Origin of the sequence: Actinoallomurus sp. CA-150999 (assembly GCF_050942425.1) — a bacterium.
In the GTDB taxonomy this organism is placed as follows: Bacteria; Actinomycetota; Actinomycetes; order Streptosporangiales; family Streptosporangiaceae; genus Actinoallomurus.
Window position 1 is genome coordinate 6411288 of the sequence record NZ_CP192063.1, and the last position, 15701, is coordinate 6426988.

The 15701-nt window shown below is 72.1% G+C and carries 15 protein-coding genes and 1 pseudogene; 9 read left to right on the forward strand and 7 right to left on the reverse strand.

The window, feature by feature from the left end; genetic code table 11:
- Positions 1–7 precede the first annotated feature (7 nt).
- Genes ACQP2O_RS29710 through ACQP2O_RS29720 form a run of 3 tightly spaced genes read left to right on the forward strand, consistent with a single transcriptional unit; the run spans position 8 to position 2689 of the window.
- Positions 8–277, forward strand: a complete 270-nt coding sequence (locus tag ACQP2O_RS29710) for a hypothetical protein (protein ID WP_433170718.1) — start codon at positions 8–10, stop codon at positions 275–277.
- A gap of 10 nt (positions 278–287) precedes the next feature.
- Positions 288–2090, forward strand: a complete 1803-nt coding sequence (glmS, locus tag ACQP2O_RS29715; RefSeq protein ID WP_433170720.1) for a glutamine--fructose-6-phosphate transaminase (isomerizing) — start codon at positions 288–290, stop codon at positions 2088–2090.
- Positions 2090–2689 (forward strand): LysE family translocator, encoded by a 600-nt coding sequence (locus ACQP2O_RS29720; protein ID WP_433170722.1) that lies wholly within the window; start codon positions 2090–2092, stop codon positions 2687–2689. The genes glmS and ACQP2O_RS29720 overlap by 1 nt, the downstream gene beginning before the upstream one ends.
- Positions 2690–2695: 6 nt before the next feature.
- Here the strand turns inward: ACQP2O_RS29720 and rho are convergent.
- Positions 2696–3823: pseudogene (gene rho / locus ACQP2O_RS29725) on the reverse strand (transcription termination factor Rho); the annotation flags it as partial.
- A 382-nt stretch (positions 3824–4205) separates the two neighbouring features.
- On the opposite strand from rho, the gene ACQP2O_RS29730 reads away from it, so the two are divergent.
- Together ACQP2O_RS29730 and ACQP2O_RS29735 are read left to right on the forward strand one after the other, a co-directional pair.
- Positions 4206–5453 (forward strand): histidine kinase, encoded by a 1248-nt coding sequence (locus ACQP2O_RS29730; RefSeq protein ID WP_433170723.1) that lies wholly within the window; start codon positions 4206–4208, stop codon positions 5451–5453.
- On the forward strand, positions 5450–6097 hold the full coding sequence (locus tag ACQP2O_RS29735) for a response regulator (protein ID WP_433170725.1): 648 nt from the start codon (positions 5450–5452) through the stop codon (positions 6095–6097). Before ACQP2O_RS29730 ends, ACQP2O_RS29735 begins: the two co-directional genes overlap by 4 nt.
- Positions 6098–6130: 33 nt before the next feature.
- On the opposite strand, the gene ACQP2O_RS29740 is transcribed toward ACQP2O_RS29735, so the two are convergent.
- A complete protein-coding gene (locus ACQP2O_RS29740; RefSeq protein WP_433170727.1) occupies positions 6131–6799 on the reverse strand; it encodes a lysophospholipid acyltransferase family protein in 669 nt (222 codons plus the stop codon).
- Between the two features lie 126 nt (positions 6800–6925).
- Positions 6926–8287: an MFS transporter gene (locus ACQP2O_RS29745; RefSeq protein WP_433170729.1), complete on the reverse strand. Its 1362-nt coding sequence runs from the start codon at positions 8285–8287 to the stop codon at positions 6926–6928.
- A 77-nt stretch (positions 8288–8364) separates the two neighbouring features.
- On the opposite strand from ACQP2O_RS29745, the gene ACQP2O_RS29750 reads away from it, so the two are divergent.
- On the forward strand, positions 8365–8892 hold the full coding sequence (locus tag ACQP2O_RS29750) for a winged helix-turn-helix transcriptional regulator (protein WP_433170731.1): 528 nt from the start codon (positions 8365–8367) through the stop codon (positions 8890–8892).
- A 33-nt stretch (positions 8893–8925) separates the two neighbouring features.
- Here ACQP2O_RS29750 and ACQP2O_RS29755 read toward each other — a convergent pair whose 3' ends face one another.
- Together ACQP2O_RS29755 and ACQP2O_RS29760 are read right to left on the reverse strand one after the other, a co-directional pair.
- Positions 8926–9552 carry a maleylpyruvate isomerase N-terminal domain-containing protein gene (locus tag ACQP2O_RS29755; protein ID WP_433170733.1) on the reverse strand — a complete coding sequence of 209 codons (627 nt, stop codon included), beginning with the start codon at positions 9550–9552 and terminating at the stop codon, positions 8926–8928.
- 437 nt (positions 9553–9989) lie between these two features.
- The gene (locus ACQP2O_RS29760) at positions 9990–10400 is read right to left on the reverse strand and encodes a plectin (protein WP_433170735.1); all 411 of its coding nucleotides are present in this window, start codon (positions 10398–10400) and stop codon (positions 9990–9992) included.
- A 110-nt stretch (positions 10401–10510) separates the two neighbouring features.
- Between ACQP2O_RS29760 and ACQP2O_RS29765 the strand changes: the two genes are divergently transcribed.
- From ACQP2O_RS29765 to ACQP2O_RS29775, 3 genes are all read left to right on the forward strand, one after another.
- Complete coding sequence (locus ACQP2O_RS29765) at positions 10511–11053, forward strand: TetR/AcrR family transcriptional regulator (protein ID WP_433170737.1); 543 nt, start codon at positions 10511–10513, stop codon at positions 11051–11053.
- Between the two features lie 163 nt (positions 11054–11216).
- On the forward strand, positions 11217–12083 hold the full coding sequence (locus ACQP2O_RS29770; protein ID WP_433170739.1) for an oxygenase MpaB family protein: 867 nt from the start codon (positions 11217–11219) through the stop codon (positions 12081–12083).
- Between the two features lie 476 nt (positions 12084–12559).
- Positions 12560–12763, forward strand: a complete 204-nt coding sequence (locus tag ACQP2O_RS29775) for a DUF5999 family protein (protein ID WP_252840513.1) — start codon at positions 12560–12562, stop codon at positions 12761–12763.
- A gap of 50 nt (positions 12764–12813) precedes the next feature.
- Here ACQP2O_RS29775 and ACQP2O_RS29780 read toward each other — a convergent pair whose 3' ends face one another.
- Together ACQP2O_RS29780 and ACQP2O_RS29785 are read right to left on the reverse strand one after the other, a co-directional pair.
- Entirely contained in the window at positions 12814–13416 is a 603-nt protein-coding gene (locus tag ACQP2O_RS29780; protein WP_433170741.1) for an alpha/beta hydrolase family protein, read from the reverse strand.
- Between the two features lie 90 nt (positions 13417–13506).
- Positions 13507–15609, reverse strand: a complete 2103-nt coding sequence (locus ACQP2O_RS29785; protein ID WP_433170742.1) for an ATP-binding protein — start codon at positions 15607–15609, stop codon at positions 13507–13509.
- Between the last annotated feature and the right edge of the window lie 92 nt (positions 15610–15701).

The following is a 15701-nucleotide window of genomic DNA, read 5'->3' on the forward strand; positions in this document are numbered from 1 at the left end:
GACGCTCGTGTCCGGAAATCCCCACGAAGAGCTCGTCGCGCACCTCCGCCGTACGGCCGCGCTGACCCCCGGCGAGGCGGCGCGCGTCGTCGCCGACGTGCTCGCCTACTTCGCCGAGCCGGCCGAGGACTTCGTCCGCCGGCGGCACGCGGAGCTGAAGGCGCGCGGGCTGACCAACGACCGGATATTCGAACGCATCGACGCCGAGCTGTCGTCGCGGCGAGTCGCTCCCCCCGAGCTCTCGCTGCGCCAGCTCCGCCGGATCGTCTACGGATGAAGGAGACCCAATGTGCGGAATCGTGGCCTACGTCGGCCCCAGGGACGCCGTCCCGATCCTGACCGAGGGGCTGGCCCGGCTGGAGTACCGGGGCTACGACTCGGCGGGCCTGGCCGTCGTCGGCCGCTCGGGTGACCTGCGGGTCCGCAAGGCGAAGATGCGCGTCGGCGAGCTGGCGGCCGACCTGCCCGCCCGGTTCAAGGGCGCTCCGGGCATCGGGCACACCCGCTGGGCCACGCACGGCGAGCCGAGCGACCTCAACGCCCACCCGCACGTCGCCGGGACCATCGCCATCGTGCACAACGGCATCATCGAGAACGCCGACGAGCTGCGCGCCGAGCTGGTCGCGGACGGCGTCGTCCTCGCGTCCGAGACCGACAGCGAGGTGCTGGCGCACTTGATCGCCCGGTCCGGCGCGGCCGAGCTGGAGGACGCCGTACGGGAGGCGCTGTCCCGGGTCGTCGGCACGTACGGGATCGCCGTCGTGGACACGCGCCACCCGGACGTGCTGGTCGCCGCCCGCAACGGCAGCCCGGTCGTCCTCGGAATCGGCGAGAAGGAGATGTTCGTCGCCTCCGACGTCGCCGCGCTGGTCCGTTACACGCGGCAGGTGGTGCACCTGGACGACGGCGAGCTGGCGACCGTACGGGCCGACGGCTTCCGCACGTCGACGCTCGACCGGCGGGCGACCCGCAAGGAGCCCTCCGTCATCGAGGCGGACGAGGCCGCGTACGACGCCGAGGGCTACACGCACTTCATGCGCAAGGAGATCCACGAGCAGCCTGCCGCCGTCGAGCGCACGCTGCGCGGCCGGGTGGACCTGCGGTTCCACACCGCGCACCTGGGCGGCCTGAACCTCGACCCCCGCGAGGCGCGAGAGATCCGCCGCGTCAAGATCCTCGGCTGCGGCTCCGCGTACTACGCCGGGCAGGTCGGCGCGCAGCTCATCGAGGAGCTGGCGCGGATCCCGGCCGACGCCGAGCCCGCCTCGGAGTTCCGCTATCGAAACCCGGTGGTCCAGGCGGACACGCTGTACGTCGCGGTGAGCCAGTCCGGCGAGACGTACGACACCCTTGCCGCCGTCCAGGAGCTGAAGCGCAAGGGCGGACGGGTCCTCGGCGTCGTCAACGCCGTCGGCAGCGCGATCGCCCGCGAGTGCGACGGCGGGGTGTACCTGCACGCCGGCCCGGAGATCGCGGTCGCCTCGACCAAGGCGTACACCTCCACCGCGGTGGTCTTCGGCCTCATCGCGCTGCACCTCGGGCGGATCCACGACCTGTCCCCCGCCGACGGCCGCCGGATCGCCGAGGGCCTGCGCGCCCTGCCCGCGCAGATCGAGGAGATCCTCAAGCAGGAGGACCGGATCGCCGAGCTCGCGCGGGAGTTCGCCGCCTACCGCAGCATGCTGTTCATCGGGCGGGTGCGCGGCTGGCCGGTCGCCCGGGAGGGGGCGCAGAAGCTCAAGGAGGTGTCCTACGTCCACGCGGAGGCGTACCCGGCGAGCGAGCTCAAGCACGGCCCGCTCGCACTGGTCAGCCCCGAGCTGCCGGCCGTCGCGGTGGTCCCGGACGACGAGCTGCTGGAGAAGAACCTCTCGACGCTGGGCGAGATCCGCGCGCGGCGCGGCCGGGTGCTGACGGTCGGGCATCGGGAGCTGGTCGACGACGCGATCGTCATCCCGAAGAACGAGCCCGAGCTCGATCCGATCCTGCTGTCGATCCCGCTGCAGCTGCTGGCCTACCACGCGGCCGTGACGCTGGGCCACGACGTCGACAAGCCCCGCAACCTCGCCAAGAGCGTGACGGTGGAGTGATGGGGCTGCTGACTTTCGCGGGGGTCGCGGCGCTGCTCACGCTGGTGCCGGGACCGGACTCGCTGCTCGTGCTGCGGACGGCGATCGCGTACGGCCGCCGCTCGGCGTTCGTCGCGGCGCTGGGCATCCAGGCGGGCTGCCTGTGGTGGGGCGCGGCGGCCGGGTTCGGCCTGACCGCGGTGCTGGCGGCCTCGCACACGCTGTACACGGTGCTGCGCTGGGCGGGCGCCGCCTACCTTCTCTACCTGGGCGTACGGCTCCTGGTGAACCGGGAGGAGAAAACCGGGGACGCGGCCGAGTCCCCCGGGCGCGGCTGGTTCCTCCGCGGCCTGCTCACCAACGCGCTGAACCCGAAAGTGGGGGTGTTCTACCTGTCGCTGCTGCCGCAGTTCGTGCCGGCGGGCGCGCCGGTGCTGCCGTGGAGCCTCCTGCTGACGGGCGTGCACGTCGCCGAGGGCCTCGCGTGGTGCACGGTGCTGACCGTGCTGGCCGACCGCCTCGGGCGGCTGCTGCGCCGGCCCGCCGTGGGCCGCGTGCTGGACCGGGTCGCGGGCACGGCCTTCCTCGGCTTCGCTCTGAGGCTGGCCCTGCGGCCGTGAGGGACGTTATTTGCCGGTCTCGCGCATGACCTGCAGGAGGAACTCGGCGTTGGTCGGCGTGTCGCGCAGCTTGCCGATGAGGAGTTCGGCCGCCTCCTGCGGGCCGAGCGCGTGCAGGACCCGGCGCAGCCGGCCCACGACCTCGAGCTCCGCCGAGGACATGAGCAGGTCGTCGCGGCGGGTGCTGGATCCGGTGACCTCGACGGCCGGGAAGGTCCGCTTGTCGGCGAGCTCGCGGCTCAGCCGCAGCTCCATGTTGCCGGTGCCCTTGAACTCCTCGAAGAAGACGTCGTCCATGCGGGAGCCGGTCTCGACGAGCACGGACCCGAGGATGGTCAGCGAGCCGCCCTCCTCGATGTTGCGGGCGGCGCCGAGGAACCGGCGGGGAGGGTGGATCGCCGTCGTGGCCACACCGCCGGCCAGGATCCGGCCGCCGGCGGGCGCGACGAGGTTGTACGCCCGCCCCAGGCGGGTGATCGAGTCGAGGATGACGACCACGTCGCGGCCGAGCTCGACGAGCCGCTTGGCGCGCTCGATCGCGAGTTCGGCGACGGCGGTGTGCTCGGCGGCGGGGCGGTCGAAGGTGGAGTGGACGACCTCCGCGTCGACGGACCGCCGCATGTCGGTGACCTCTTCGGGCCGCTCGTCGACGAGCACGATCATCAGGTGGCATTCGGGGTGGTTCGCGCGAATGGCGGTGGCGAGGGCCTTCAGCATCATCGTCTTGCCCGCCTTAGGCGGAGCGACGATGAGCCCGCGCTGTCCTTTTCCGATCGGCGCGATCAGGTCGACGATCCGGCCGGCCAGGTCATTACGCCCGGTCTCCAGACGGAGCCGTTCCTGGGGATACAGCGGTGTCAGCTCGGCGAAATGCGGCCGTTTCACGGCGTTCTCCGGCGGCAGCCCGTTCACCGTGTCGACACGGACGAGGGCGTTGAATTTCTCCCGCTTGCCGTCCGGCCGCGGGCGGCGCGCCGCCCCTTCGATGAGGTCGCCGGTGCGCAGTCCGTGCTTACGGACCTGCGCGAGGGAGACGTACGCGTCGGTGGGGCCGGGGAGATAACCGGAGGCACGGACGAACCCGTGCTTATCGCCGATCTCGAGGACGCCCGCGACGGGAGTGGCGGGGTCGTCCCGCTCACCCGGCGCGCGGGGCGGGGTGGTTGTGGTTTCGAGGGTGCTGGTCATGGAATTCCTTTCGAAATGCGACGCCGTCGGCACGGCGCGCGAGAAGACGGGGGCGGCCGTCGGGCCGCCGTGGAACGGGTACGCGAGAGCGGTACCCGATGAGAAGGAGACCTTTTCGGGGGTGAATCGTCGCCTGCCGGAAAATCAACGGCGGCGGAGGGGACAACGCCCGACGGGAAAGCGCCTCATCCGACGGAGCGGAAAGCTCGGCGCTGTGCACAACATATAACACAGGTCGCGCCCCGGCACCAGTCGGGGAATTCCCCGCCCGCGGAACTGGCTCCCGCGGGGGAGGCGCGGCGCCGCCTCGTTCTGCCAGGATCTCAGCGTGAAGTCCCTGGTCCGCCCCCTCGTCAGCGTGACGACCTACCGCCGTTGGACGTTCCTCTTCGGCGGCACGGCCATCCTGGTGCCGTACATCCTGATCTACACCGGGCTCCTGCAGATCATGGGCCACGCCGACCAGCAGGCCGCCGACCAGGTCCTGGAGAGCCTGGTCATGCTGGTGGTCTACATCGCCATCTCGAGCGCGGTGGCCTTCATCCCCGCGGTGCGGATCCTGTCCCGGACGGCGGCGGAGACGCTCCTCGGCGTCCGGCTGCCCGCCGAGACCGCGGAGGGCATGCGCTCGTGGCGGTCCCGCCGGCGCACCGCCGCCTGGTGGGTGCTGCACATCGGCGTGGGCGGCGGCACCGGCATGCTCGCCGTCGTCGCCCTGCCGCTGGCCCTGTTCCTGCTCCAGACGCCGTACACCGGCGAGCGGGTCGGCCGGGAGTTCCTCGGCCGGTACTCCGCACTGCCCACCTGGTCGACGGTGGCGCTGGGACTGATCATCCTGCCGCTGGTGGTCTACCTCGGGGCGGGCGTCGGAGCGGTCCTCGCGCGGGTGGCGCCGGCCCTGCTCGGCCCGTCGCCGGCGGACCGCCTGGTCCAGCTCGAGCGCCGCGCGGAGCAGCTCATCGAGCGCAACCGGCTCGCGCGGGAGTTGCATGACTCGATCGGGCACGCGCTGACCGTCACCACGCTTCAGGCGGGCGCCGCCGTCCGCCTGCTGGACTCGGACCCGGAGTTCGCCCGCCGCGCGCTGTCGGCGATCGAGGAGACCGGGCGGACGGCCCTGGAGGACCTCGACCACGTGCTCGGCCTGCTACGGGAGGACCCGAGCGCCCGGACCCCGCAGCGTACGCTCGCCGACGCGGAGGCCCTGTTCGAGCAGACCCGCTCCGCCGGCGCGGAGGTGCGCGCCGAGGTCGGGGAGACCGAGGGCATCCCGTCGGTGGTGTCCCGGGAGGCCTACCGCATCCTGCAGGAGGCCCTGACGAACGTCCTCCGCCACGCCGGTAAAGTGCCCGTCGACGTGCGGCTGGGCGTGCACGCCGAGCGCCTCGAGCTGGAGGTGACCAACCCCGTCGCGACCGCCGCCACGCCCCGGTCCGGCGGCGGCAGCGGACTAAGCGGCGTCCGCGAGCGCGTCGCCCTCCTGGGCGGGCGGTTCACCGCCGGTCCCGACGGCGCCCGGTGGCGGGTGCGCGTCACGATCCCGGTCGTCCCCCTGATGGAGCTACAGCAACAGTGACCGACATCCTCATCGCCGACGACGAGCCGCTCATCCGCACCGGCCTGCGCGCGATCATCGACGCGGAACCCGACCTCACGGTCGTCGGCGAGGCCGCCGACGGCGCCGAGGTACTGCCGATGGTGCGCACGCTGCGGCCCGACCTCGTCCTGATGGACGTCCGCATGCCCGCGGTCGACGGGATCCAGGCGACCCGGACGATCCTCGGCACGATCCCCGAACCACCGCGGATCCTGGTGGTCACGACGTTCGAGAACGACGACTACGTGTACGAGGCGCTGCGCGCCGGGGCCAGCGGCTTCCTGCTCAAGCGGGCCCGCCCGCCGGAGATCCTGCAGGCGATCCGCACCGTCGCGCTCAGCGACTCGCTGCTGTTCCCGGCGGCGATCCGCGGCCTTGCGGCCCGGCACGCGGCGGGCCGCGAGACCGACCGGATCCGGCGGGCGCGGCTCACCGAGCGGGAGGAGCAGGTGCTCACCCTGATGGCCCGGGGCCTGTCCAACGCGGAGATCGCGGCCGACCTCGTGGTGAGCGTGGAGACGATCAAGACCCACGTCGGAAACCTGCTGGCCAAGCTCGGGGCGCGCGACCGCACCCAGGCGGTCATCGTGGCTTATGAGTCCGGCTTCGTCCGCCCCACGTGAGCTGTAACCGCGACGGGCGCGGGTCTGTTCCCGTCAGCCGTTCTTCGCGGCGGCGGCCTTCTTCACCGAGGCGGCGTAGACGTCGACGTACTCCTGCCCGGACAGTTTCTGGATCGCCGCGACGATCTCGTCGGTGGCGGCGCGCGGGTCGGCGTCCTCCGAGAAGCGGATGGGTTCGCCGAAGCGCACCTCGACCCGCATGATCTTCTTCGGCATCTTGTGCCCCATCGGCTGGACCTGGTCGGTGCCGATCAGCGCGCAGGGCACCACCGGCGCGCCCGACGCGAGGGCCAGCCGGGCGACGCCCGTCTTGCCCCGGTAGAGCCGGCCGTCCGGAGAGCGCGTGCCCTCCGGGTAGATCCCGAACAGCCGGCCCTCCTTGAGCACGCGCAGGGCCGTGTCGAGCGCGTCGGCCGCCTCCGACCCGCCCCTGCGGTCGACCGGGATGGTGCCGACGCCGCGGAAGAACGCCGCGATCAGCCGTCCCTTCAGCCCCGTGCCGACGAAGTACTCCTCCTTGCCGATGAAGACCACCTTCCGCGGCGCCATGAGCGGCAGGAACAGCGAGTCGCAGAACGACAGGTGGTTCGAGGCCAGGATCGCGGCCCCGTTGGGAACGGTGCCGGTCACCTTCGGCCGGAAGACGACCCGCAGGAGGGGTCCCAGCAACACGTGCTTGAGGAGCGAGAAGAACACGGTCACCCTTTTCCACGGACGCGTGCCCGACAGTCTGGCGTCTCGGCTCCGTAACGTCCTTCCCTTTGACTAACAAGAAATGTGTCACGGTTCTTGTACCGCGCCATCACTTGACGTACAGAGCGGCCCCGGTCAGCGTCCGCGCACCGCGGCGGCGGCCGCCGCTCCGGCGAGGGCGATCGCGGCGGAGACGGCGAGGGCGATGTCCGTCCCCCGGGTCAGGTTCGGCGCCGAGGTGGCGATGGCGACCACGATGGCCACCCCGACCGATGCCCCGATGTACCGTGCGGTGTTGTTCGCGCCGGAGCCCATGGCCGTACGGGACGGGGGCACGCTCTCGACCGCCAGCCGGGCGAGGGCGGCGTTCAGCAGGCCGCTGCCCACCCCACTGACCACCAGGCCCGGGGCGAGCCGCCACCATCCCCAGCCGGCCGACAGGCCCATCAAGGCGACGTCTCCGAGCGCGCACAGCACCAGGCCGGCGGCGATGAGGTGCCGGCCCCGGGCCGCCACGCGGCGGACCTGAAGGGAGACGGCGAACGATACGCCGGCCCACAGGCTGAGCACGGCGCCCGCGAGCAGCGGCGGCTCCCCGAGGACGCGGCCCACCATCGTCGGCAGGTAGCTCATCACCCCGATCACCGCGACGCCGGTGAAGAACGCGCCCCCGGTCGCCACGACGAAGTCCGCCCGGCGGAACAGCCGCAGGTCGAGCAGTGGCTCGCGGATCCGCGACTCGACGACCACGAACGCCGTGAGGAGGATGGCCGCGGCGGCGAACAGGACGAGCATGTCCGCCCTGGCCCATCCTCCGCGCCCCAGGGTGATCGCGCCGAGCAACGCCGCGACCCCGGTCCCGAGCGTCAGCACTCCGGGCAGGTCGGCGCGGCGCCGGTGGTCGGCCCGGGACTCGCGCAGCCCGGTCACGGCCGCCCCCGCCAGCACCGCCGACGCGACCGCCGCGGCGACGTACCACGCCCGCCAGCCCGCGAGCTCCGCCAGCCCGGCGGACGCCTCCGGCCCGAGCGCGATGCCCAGCCCGAGCATCGCGCCCCACACGCCCGTCGCCCGCGCCCGCTCCGGGCCGGCGGGGAAGGCGTGACCGATGAGACCGAGTCCGGCCGCCAGCAGGGCCGCGGTCGCACCGCCCTGGAGGAGACGGCCGGCGACGAACGCGGTGGTCGTGGGGGCGAAGGCGCACAGAACGCTGGACACCGCCAGGGTGAGCGCGCCCGTCACGAAGACCCGCTTGCGCCCGTGGTCGTCGGCGAGCCCGCCCACGGCGAGCAGCAGCACGGCGGTGCCGAGCGCGATGCTCCCGAGGATCCACGTCTGCCCCGCCGTTCCGGCGTTCAGGTCGCGCGCCATCGCCGCGAGAGTCGAGAAGGTCGCGTTGTAGTTCATCAGCGCGAGCATCGTCGCGGCGGAGACGACGGCGAGGGTCCGTCCCTCCCGGACGCGTTCGCCGACCCGTACGGCCGTCTGCACTGTCATCACCTCGGTTCAATCAATGAACTAAGAACGGGCCGACTGTAACACCATCGGTTCGTTGAATGAACTAGCCTGTGCGCATGGCACTCGGGAAGGACTACGTCACGCAGGACTGCGCGCTCGCCCGCGCTCTGGAACTGCTCGGCGAGCGGTGGACGCTGCTCATCGTCCGCGACGCCTTCTACGGGGTCCGCCGCTACGGCGACTTCCTCGCCCACCTCGACATCCCCCGTGCGGTGCTCGCGGCGCGTCTGCAGGCCCTCGTGGACGCCGGAGTGCTCGACCGGCGGCCCTACCAGGAGTCACCCCGCCGCCACGAGTACGTGCTGACGGAGCGCGGCCGTGAACTCTGGCCGGCGCTGAACGCGCTCGGCCACTGGGGCGGGGAGTACCTCTCCCCGGCCGGACCGACCCGGCTCTACACCCATCTCCCCTGCGGCGCCCGCGTCGACCGGACGGGCACCTGCGTGGTGTGCGGACGGTTCGCCCCGCCGGAGGAGCTGGAGGTGCGACCCGGGCCGGGCGCGGACCGGCCGCATCGCAACGATCCGGTCTCGCGCGCGCTGCGGCGCCCGCACCGCCTGCTGGAGCCGCTGCTCACCGAGTGAGCCCACCACTTGGCCGCCACAGGCGGGAGGCTGTCACTCGGGATGCCAGTCCGGCGAGCGTCCCGACGCGCGCAGCACGGCCGCCCACTCGTCTCCCCGGCCGGGCACCGGCAGGTGCGGCACCCCGGTGCGCCAGGCCGCGGCGATGACGTCGGGGCGACGAGGGCGGTGGTCCTTGTCGAGCGCGCGGGCCAGATCCCAGGCGTGCAGGTGCCACTCGACGCACACCGCTCCGGCGTAGTCGCCCGCGGTCAGCTTGGTGCCCCGGTAGGAGAGGTACGGCTCGTCCCACACGTCGAGCAGCCGGTCGGAGTACGCCTCGGCCGAGACGGCGAACGCGACGATGTGCTCGCGCCCCGTCGCGGGCGGCAGCACGGCCAGCTCGGCGGCGTTCTGCCGGGACAGCTGGCGCATCATGAGGGCGGCCGGGGCGTCCTGGGCGAACAGCCGCGACAGCCGGCTGTTGGGGGCGTCGTTGAGGTATTCGTGGAAGTTCTCCGCGACGCAGCGCAGGTGACCGGCGAGGTCGATGGCCTGCCACTCCTTGCACGGCGTCGGCACGGACCAGTCCGAGAAGTGCGCGGCCAGCTCACAGATCGCGAGGACACCTTCTCGGCATGAGCCGAGAAGGTCTCGCCGATCCGGCGGCGTGCGCTCCAAGTCATCCCCCCGGACAGAGCACTTCCTGCTGGCCCGCATCGCCGTGGCCGGGACGGCCGCTGTTGCCCACGACGACACCTGAGTCGGTAGAGTCTCAGAGTTCATCGGCCCGTGCCACTCCGACCTGGCCGTGTTCACGCTGGTGGGGCACTGTCTTGTACCCCTTGGATGAAAACCAGCGGCGATTTCATGGACAGCTGGCGACGACGCGAGCGAAGCGCACCGAGGGTCAAGACGCTCCATCGGCCAGGTCACCCCGTGATCCCCAGCGGCGTGGCGCTGTCATGGCGACGGGACCGCCCCCAGTGAGGCGGGCCGCGGACGCACCGCGGCCGGATCACCGTCCGGCCCCCGCCGGCGGCGCTCCCCCGTCGCGCGGGGCCGCGGCCGAGTGACACCGGCCCGGTCGCCCCGCGCGACCGGCGCGCGGTGGTCGCTCAGACGTGGGCGGGCGGCGTGGTGCGCAGCGCCAGTTTGTGCGCCTCGCGCAGCGTGCGGAGCCGGTCGACCTCGTCGGTGTACGGACGGACGCTCGGCTTGGCCTGTGCCTTGCGCGCGGCGATCTGCGCGGCGCGGCGCTGCTTGGCGTCCCCGTGCTCGTACGTCTTCGGGCCCATCGCCGACCGCTGCGCCGCCTCGGCGGCGAGGAGCGCGTCGTACAGGGCGCGATCGTAGGCGACCGCGAGCGGGCGCAGCTCGTCGAGGGCACGGCCCTCGACCTGAGCGGCGTGGAACTCCCGCTCGGCGTCCTGCGCGGCGGCGAGCCGGTCGTGCAGCTCCGCGGCGAGCGTCTTGTCCGCGGCGTGGCGCTCAGCGACCTCCGGGCTCACCTTGCGACCCAGGACCATGGCGGCTCCCCTTCTCTCGATGCTCTCCGAGCCAAGGGTAGAGGGTACGGCACCGGGACATGCGGCCGGGATGCTTTCGCGCAACCGCCTTTACGCAGTAAGGTGCGATCATGTCGCAGCGGGCACCGCTCACGCGTGAGCGCATCATCGAGACCGCGCTCCACCTCATCGACGGCCAGGGGCTCGGCCGGCTGACGATGCGCCGCCTCGGCGACTCGCTTCAGGTCGAGGCCATGGCGATCTACCATCACCTCCCGCACGGCAAGGAACAGCTCCTCGAGCAGCTGATCGCCCACGTCGCCGCGCTGCCCGTGCCCCCCGGCGACGGCGACCCACGCGTGCGGCTGCGCTCCTGGGCACGGGCCTACCGCGACCGGCTGCTCGAGCACGTCGGGGTGATGCCGCTCATCGTCACCCGCCGCAACCCGGGCGCGCTCGTCACGACCACCGTCTCCGTACGCGAGGTGCTGCGCGCGGCCGGCCTTCCGGAGTCCGAGGCGGCCGTCGGCGCCCACGTCCTGCTCGGCTACCTGCTCGGCACGGTGGCCCTCGAGGCCCGCGAGCGCGCCGCCGGTACTGCGGCCGGCGAGGACGTGGACTGGGACGCGCGCTTCCTCGCGGGCCTGGACCGCGTCCTCGCCGGGATCGCCTGACCGCGGCACCCACTTCATGGACCCCGTCCTCGCCCGGATCGCCTGACCGCGCCCTGAAGCCCGGTCCGCGCAGTGTGGGCTCGGCTACTGCGCCGTCCGGCGATCTCCCCTACGATCATGGCTGTCCGATTCCGGTAATTAACCCCTTACACGGAGAATCTGGATGGCCCGCTATACCCGGCTCCGGCAGCTTCAGGCCCTCGACCCCGAGCGCGACTACCAGGACATCTTTCGGATCAGCGCCGAATACGAGTTCCCCTGGGATCTTCAGCGGTCGCTGGAGCTCGCGCTGTTCCGCACCTTCGCGGTGCCGTCGATCGGCGAGCTCCTCGACCACACCGGGGAGTTCGCCGGGCAAGGTCAGAAACGCTACGACGACACCGTCGCCCTGCTGTACGAGATGACGCAGGACGGCGGACTGGACGCCGAACGCGGCCGGGCCGCCCTACGCCGCATGAACCGGATCCACGGCCGGTACTCGATCTCGAACGATGACTTCCTCTACGTCCTGGCGACGTTCGTGGTGGTCCCCGTGCGCTGGATCGCCGAGTACGGCTGGCGGCCGTACAGCAGGCACGAGGTGCGCGCCGCGACGAACACGTTCCGCCACATCGGCCGCCTCATGGGGCTGAAGGAGATCCCGGAGACCTACGAGGAATTCGCCGACTTCCTCGACCGTTACGAAGAGAAGAACTACACCTACAGCGACGCCAACCACCGGGTGGCGGAGGCGACGATCGCGATCTTCGAGGGGTGGTTCCCGAGGTTCCTGCGCCCGCTCGCCCGGCGAGGGGTGCTGGCGATGACCGACGCGCCACTGCGCCAGGCGCTCGGCCTGCCCCGTGCGCCCCGGGTCCTGGAGATCGCCGCGCACCGGGCACTGAAACTGCGTGCGCTCGCCGTCCGGCTGATGCCGCCGCGCCCGTCCTCCCGGCCGAAGAAGCCGTACACCCGCTCCTACCCCGGCGGCTACACTCTGGAGGATATCGGCCCGGCCTGGGTCAACGACCTCGGCCGGCGGACGGCCTGACCGGCCTTCCGCACGGGCGTGGGCGGCGGCTCGCCGTAGATCGCGAGTGGTGCCGTCGCCTCCCTCAGGGCCCGCGCCGCGTACGGCCGGCCGATTCGGGGGTGCAAAGACGCGCTCCGCCACATGACCGAAAACTGCCCTGCGCCTGGCCGTCGCCCGGGTGCCGCGGGGAAGGACGAGGCCGCACCCCGTACCCGTCCGGCCCGGCGAAACGCGGGCGATGCACCGTTTGACCTGCGCGATCGTGCTACCGCGCCAGATCGTTGTCTGTACCGAGAGTTGTTCTTTGGCCGATTTGGATGCGGGTACGGACCGATAAGCCGTAAAGTGATCTCTGTCACGAGGAGTCACTGGGGCCATCGGAAAACCGCCCGGCCGGGCTATGTCCGAACGCGGGCGAACCGCAGCACACTCGAAGACGTCTTAGTGACATGAAGCAACCGAACCTACGAGTAGTCGAGACCGGAGGCACGCACATGTGCCCGCACGAGCCGCCATGCCCCTCGGCGACCGCACCCGACCGTGAGGCCGCTCGCACCATCACCTGCCACCCCGAGCAGGGGTGGAGCCTGCTCTGCAACGGGGTCGTGCTGTTCGAGGACACCGGCGAGCTGCTTCCCGACGGGGGAATCATCGCACCTCACCGCCCGACCGACCTTCCGGCGCACACGGCGGCGTGACGCGTTCTCTACGGGGGACCTGTCCATAATGATGATCGACCTCGGGGGACTCAGCACGTACCGGCGCTCCATCGGCGCAGCCACTCCCCCACCACCGCCCCCACCGCGGCGGGCCTCCTGGCCAGATCGTGCCGTTCCCCCGGCAGGATCTCGACCCGAGTGGCATCCGCGGGATCCGGGACACCGAACGGATCACGGTCGCCGTTGACGACCACGACCTCCACGCCCGCCGCCCTCAGCTCGGGTGCGCGGGAACGTTCGGGCCTTCCCGGCGGGTGCAGCGGAAACGCTAGCGCGATCACTCCGCGCGCCCCGGCCTTGAGCGCCGTACGGCACGCGACGCGCGCGCCGTTGCTCCGCCCGCACTGAATCAGGGGCACATCGGGGAACCTCTCACGGAGCGCGGCGATCACCGTGAGCCAGGCCTCGTCCTGGCGTTCCGCGGACCCGGGCGCACGTCGTCCGGCACGACGGAACGGCTGGAGGACGCGAGCCACGGCCCCATCGAGCGCGAGCGCCTCCTCGCGGACGGCCAGCAGGTCGGGCGCGTCGATCCCGCCGTTCGAACCGTGGGTCATGACCAGGAGGAACGCCGGCTCCGCCGGCGCGTCCAGGGTGACCTCGGCCGGACCCTGCGGGGTCGCGATGTCCATGCGAAAACCGTACTCCCCGGCCAGATGGCGCCTTCAGCCGAGGTGCCGGCTCACAGGAGAACAAGCCCGGCGGCAAAGGCCGATGGCGGCTCAGGAGCCGGCGTGTGCCGTACGGCCGAGCCCGAGGGCGACCGCGGCGTCCAGCGGGAGGGCCGCTCCCTCGGCGAATGCCTGGCCGAACCGATCCGGGCCGAGCGTCCCACGGAGCACGCCCTCACACCACCGGTGGGACTCCGCCAGCCCGTGGAGCCGATCCACCGACGACCCGATCGAACGCCACATGGAGTCCGCGGCGCCGAGCAGGCGGGCGGCGGCCTCCGCGTCCGCGTCCGTCGTCGCCCAGGCGAGAGACTCCAGGCAGAACGTCATCCCCCATCGATCCCCCAGCGTGTGCTTGAGGTCGAGCGCCGCACGCAGCAACGGCCTGGCCCCCGCCGCGTCGCCGAGCTGCCAGGTGGCGATCGCCGTCGCCCACAGCGCGTGGGCCTCCGAGAAGGCCGCGCCGTGCTCCCGGGAGATCGCCAGGGAACGCTCGGCGCAGGCGAGCGCCGCCTCATGGTCGCCGAGAGCGCTGTGGAGGATGCTCAGGTGGAACAGCGTGAGCCACTGACCGTCGGCGTCGTCGGCGGCCCGGCTGCTCTCCAATGCCCGGGTCATCAGTGCCTGGGCGTCCGCGAACCGGCCCTCGAACAGCGCCGCCAGGCCGGCGCACTGCACCGCGCGTCGCCCCGCCAGCGGGTAGCCGATCAGCTCGGCGAGGTCCTGGCACTGGTCCAGGAGGTCCAGTGCCGCCGCCGTGTCCCCCTGCAGGATGCCGAGCCGGCCCGCGACCCACAGCGCGTCCGCCCGGGCGTGGCCGGAGGCCCGGTGGTGTTCCAGGGCCCGGTCCAGCCAGTGACGGCCTTCGCTGAGCAGTCCCCTCGTGATGCAGTAGCGGCCCAGGTCGGTCGCGATCCGCACGGCGAGCGTGTCCTCGCCGGGAGCGGCCAGCGCGTGGTCCGCCGCAGTGCGGAGGTTGGGATGCTCGCGCCGCAGCCGGGAGAGCCAGAGTGCCTGACGGGGAGTCATGAACTCCGTCATGGCGCGCTCGGCCATCGCGAAGTAGTGGTCGCGGTGCCGGTCCCGTACCCGGGTCTCCTCATGGGAGCGGGCCAGCATCTCCTGGCCGTACTCCCGGATCATCTCGGGCAGGCGGTACCGGCACAGCCGGTCCGGTGGCTCCCGTACGACGATCGACATGTCGATCAGGTCGGTGAGAATGTCCAGAACGTCGTCGGTGGCGATGCCGTCGCCGGTGCAGACGGCTTCGGCGTCGTCCAGGTCGAAGCCGCCCTCGAAGACGGCGAGCCGGCGCCACAACGTCCGCTGGACCGGGGAGCACAGCCCGGAGCTCCAGTCGATCGCCGTGCGCGGCGCCTGGAGCGGAGGAAGGTGCGTGCTGCTTCCCTCCGTCAGCAGCCCGAAGTAGTCGTCCAGCCGCCACAGGACCCGGTCGACGGACATGGCCCGGACCCGGACCGCGGCGAGCTCGATCGCCAGCGGGTTGCCCTCGAGCCGGTGACACAATCGCAGGACGGCGCCCTGGTTGGCCTCGGTGACGCGGAAACCACGGGACGCGGTCGCCGCCCGGTCCGCGAAGAGGCGTACCGCGTCGGACCCGGACACCGCGGCCAGGGAGGGCGTCTTCTCCGGATCCGGCATCGGCAACGGCCGTACGGGCAGGACCTGCTCTCCGACGACGCCCAGCGTCTGCCGGCTGGTGGTCATGATGTGCAGATTCCGGCCGGCGCGCAGGAGGATGTTGGCCAGCCGCGCGCAGGCGTCCAGCAGGTGTTCGCAGTTGTCGAGGATCAGGAGCATCCGCTTGTCCGCCAGGTGATCGACGAGCAGCTCGAGCAGGCTGCGGGCCGAGTCCTGCCGGGTGCCGAGCGACGCCTCGTAGATCTCGAGTGCCTCGGCGACGGCCGCGACGAGGAGCTCGGCGTCCCGCACCGGTGCCAGCTCGACGAACCACACGCCGTCGGGGAAGGACCGCTGGGCGCGCCCCGCGATCCGCAGGGCCAGGCGTGTCTTGCCCACCCCCGGGTCTCCGGTGAGCGTCAAGAGCCGTCCGCGGCGCAGCGCCGCCGTCGCCTCGCGCGACTCTCGTTCGCGGCCCACGAAGCGTGTCCCACCGGCCGGCAGGTTGCCCACGGCTCTTAGCGTAGGCATGCCGGAGCGGCCCCGCCACCGGTCGCCCTCCGTACTGCGAGACCATGGAGGAGCCGTGATGATGCTGCTCGGGG

Coding starts and splice junctions, on each gene's coding strand:
- ACQP2O_RS29720 (WP_433170722.1), top strand. CDS start 2,090: ATGGGGCTGCTGACTTTCGCGGGGGTCGCGGCGCTGCTCACGCTGGTG.
- ACQP2O_RS29760 (WP_433170735.1), bottom strand. CDS start 10,400: ATGGTCCTGGGTCGCAAGGTGAGCCCGGAGGTCGCTGAGCGCCACGCC.
- ACQP2O_RS29745 (WP_433170729.1), bottom strand. CDS start 8,287: ATGACAGTGCAGACGGCCGTACGGGTCGGCGAACGCGTCCGGGAGGGA.
- glmS (WP_433170720.1), top strand. CDS start 288: ATGTGCGGAATCGTGGCCTACGTCGGCCCCAGGGACGCCGTCCCGATC.
- ACQP2O_RS29770 (WP_433170739.1), top strand. CDS start 11,217: ATGGCCCGCTATACCCGGCTCCGGCAGCTTCAGGCCCTCGACCCCGAG.
- ACQP2O_RS29750 (WP_433170731.1), top strand. CDS start 8,365: ATGGCACTCGGGAAGGACTACGTCACGCAGGACTGCGCGCTCGCCCGC.
- ACQP2O_RS29765 (WP_433170737.1), top strand. CDS start 10,511: ATGTCGCAGCGGGCACCGCTCACGCGTGAGCGCATCATCGAGACCGCG.
- ACQP2O_RS29780 (WP_433170741.1), bottom strand. CDS start 13,416: ATGGACATCGCGACCCCGCAGGGTCCGGCCGAGGTCACCCTGGACGCG.
- ACQP2O_RS29775 (WP_252840513.1), top strand. CDS start 12,560: ATGTGCCCGCACGAGCCGCCATGCCCCTCGGCGACCGCACCCGACCGT.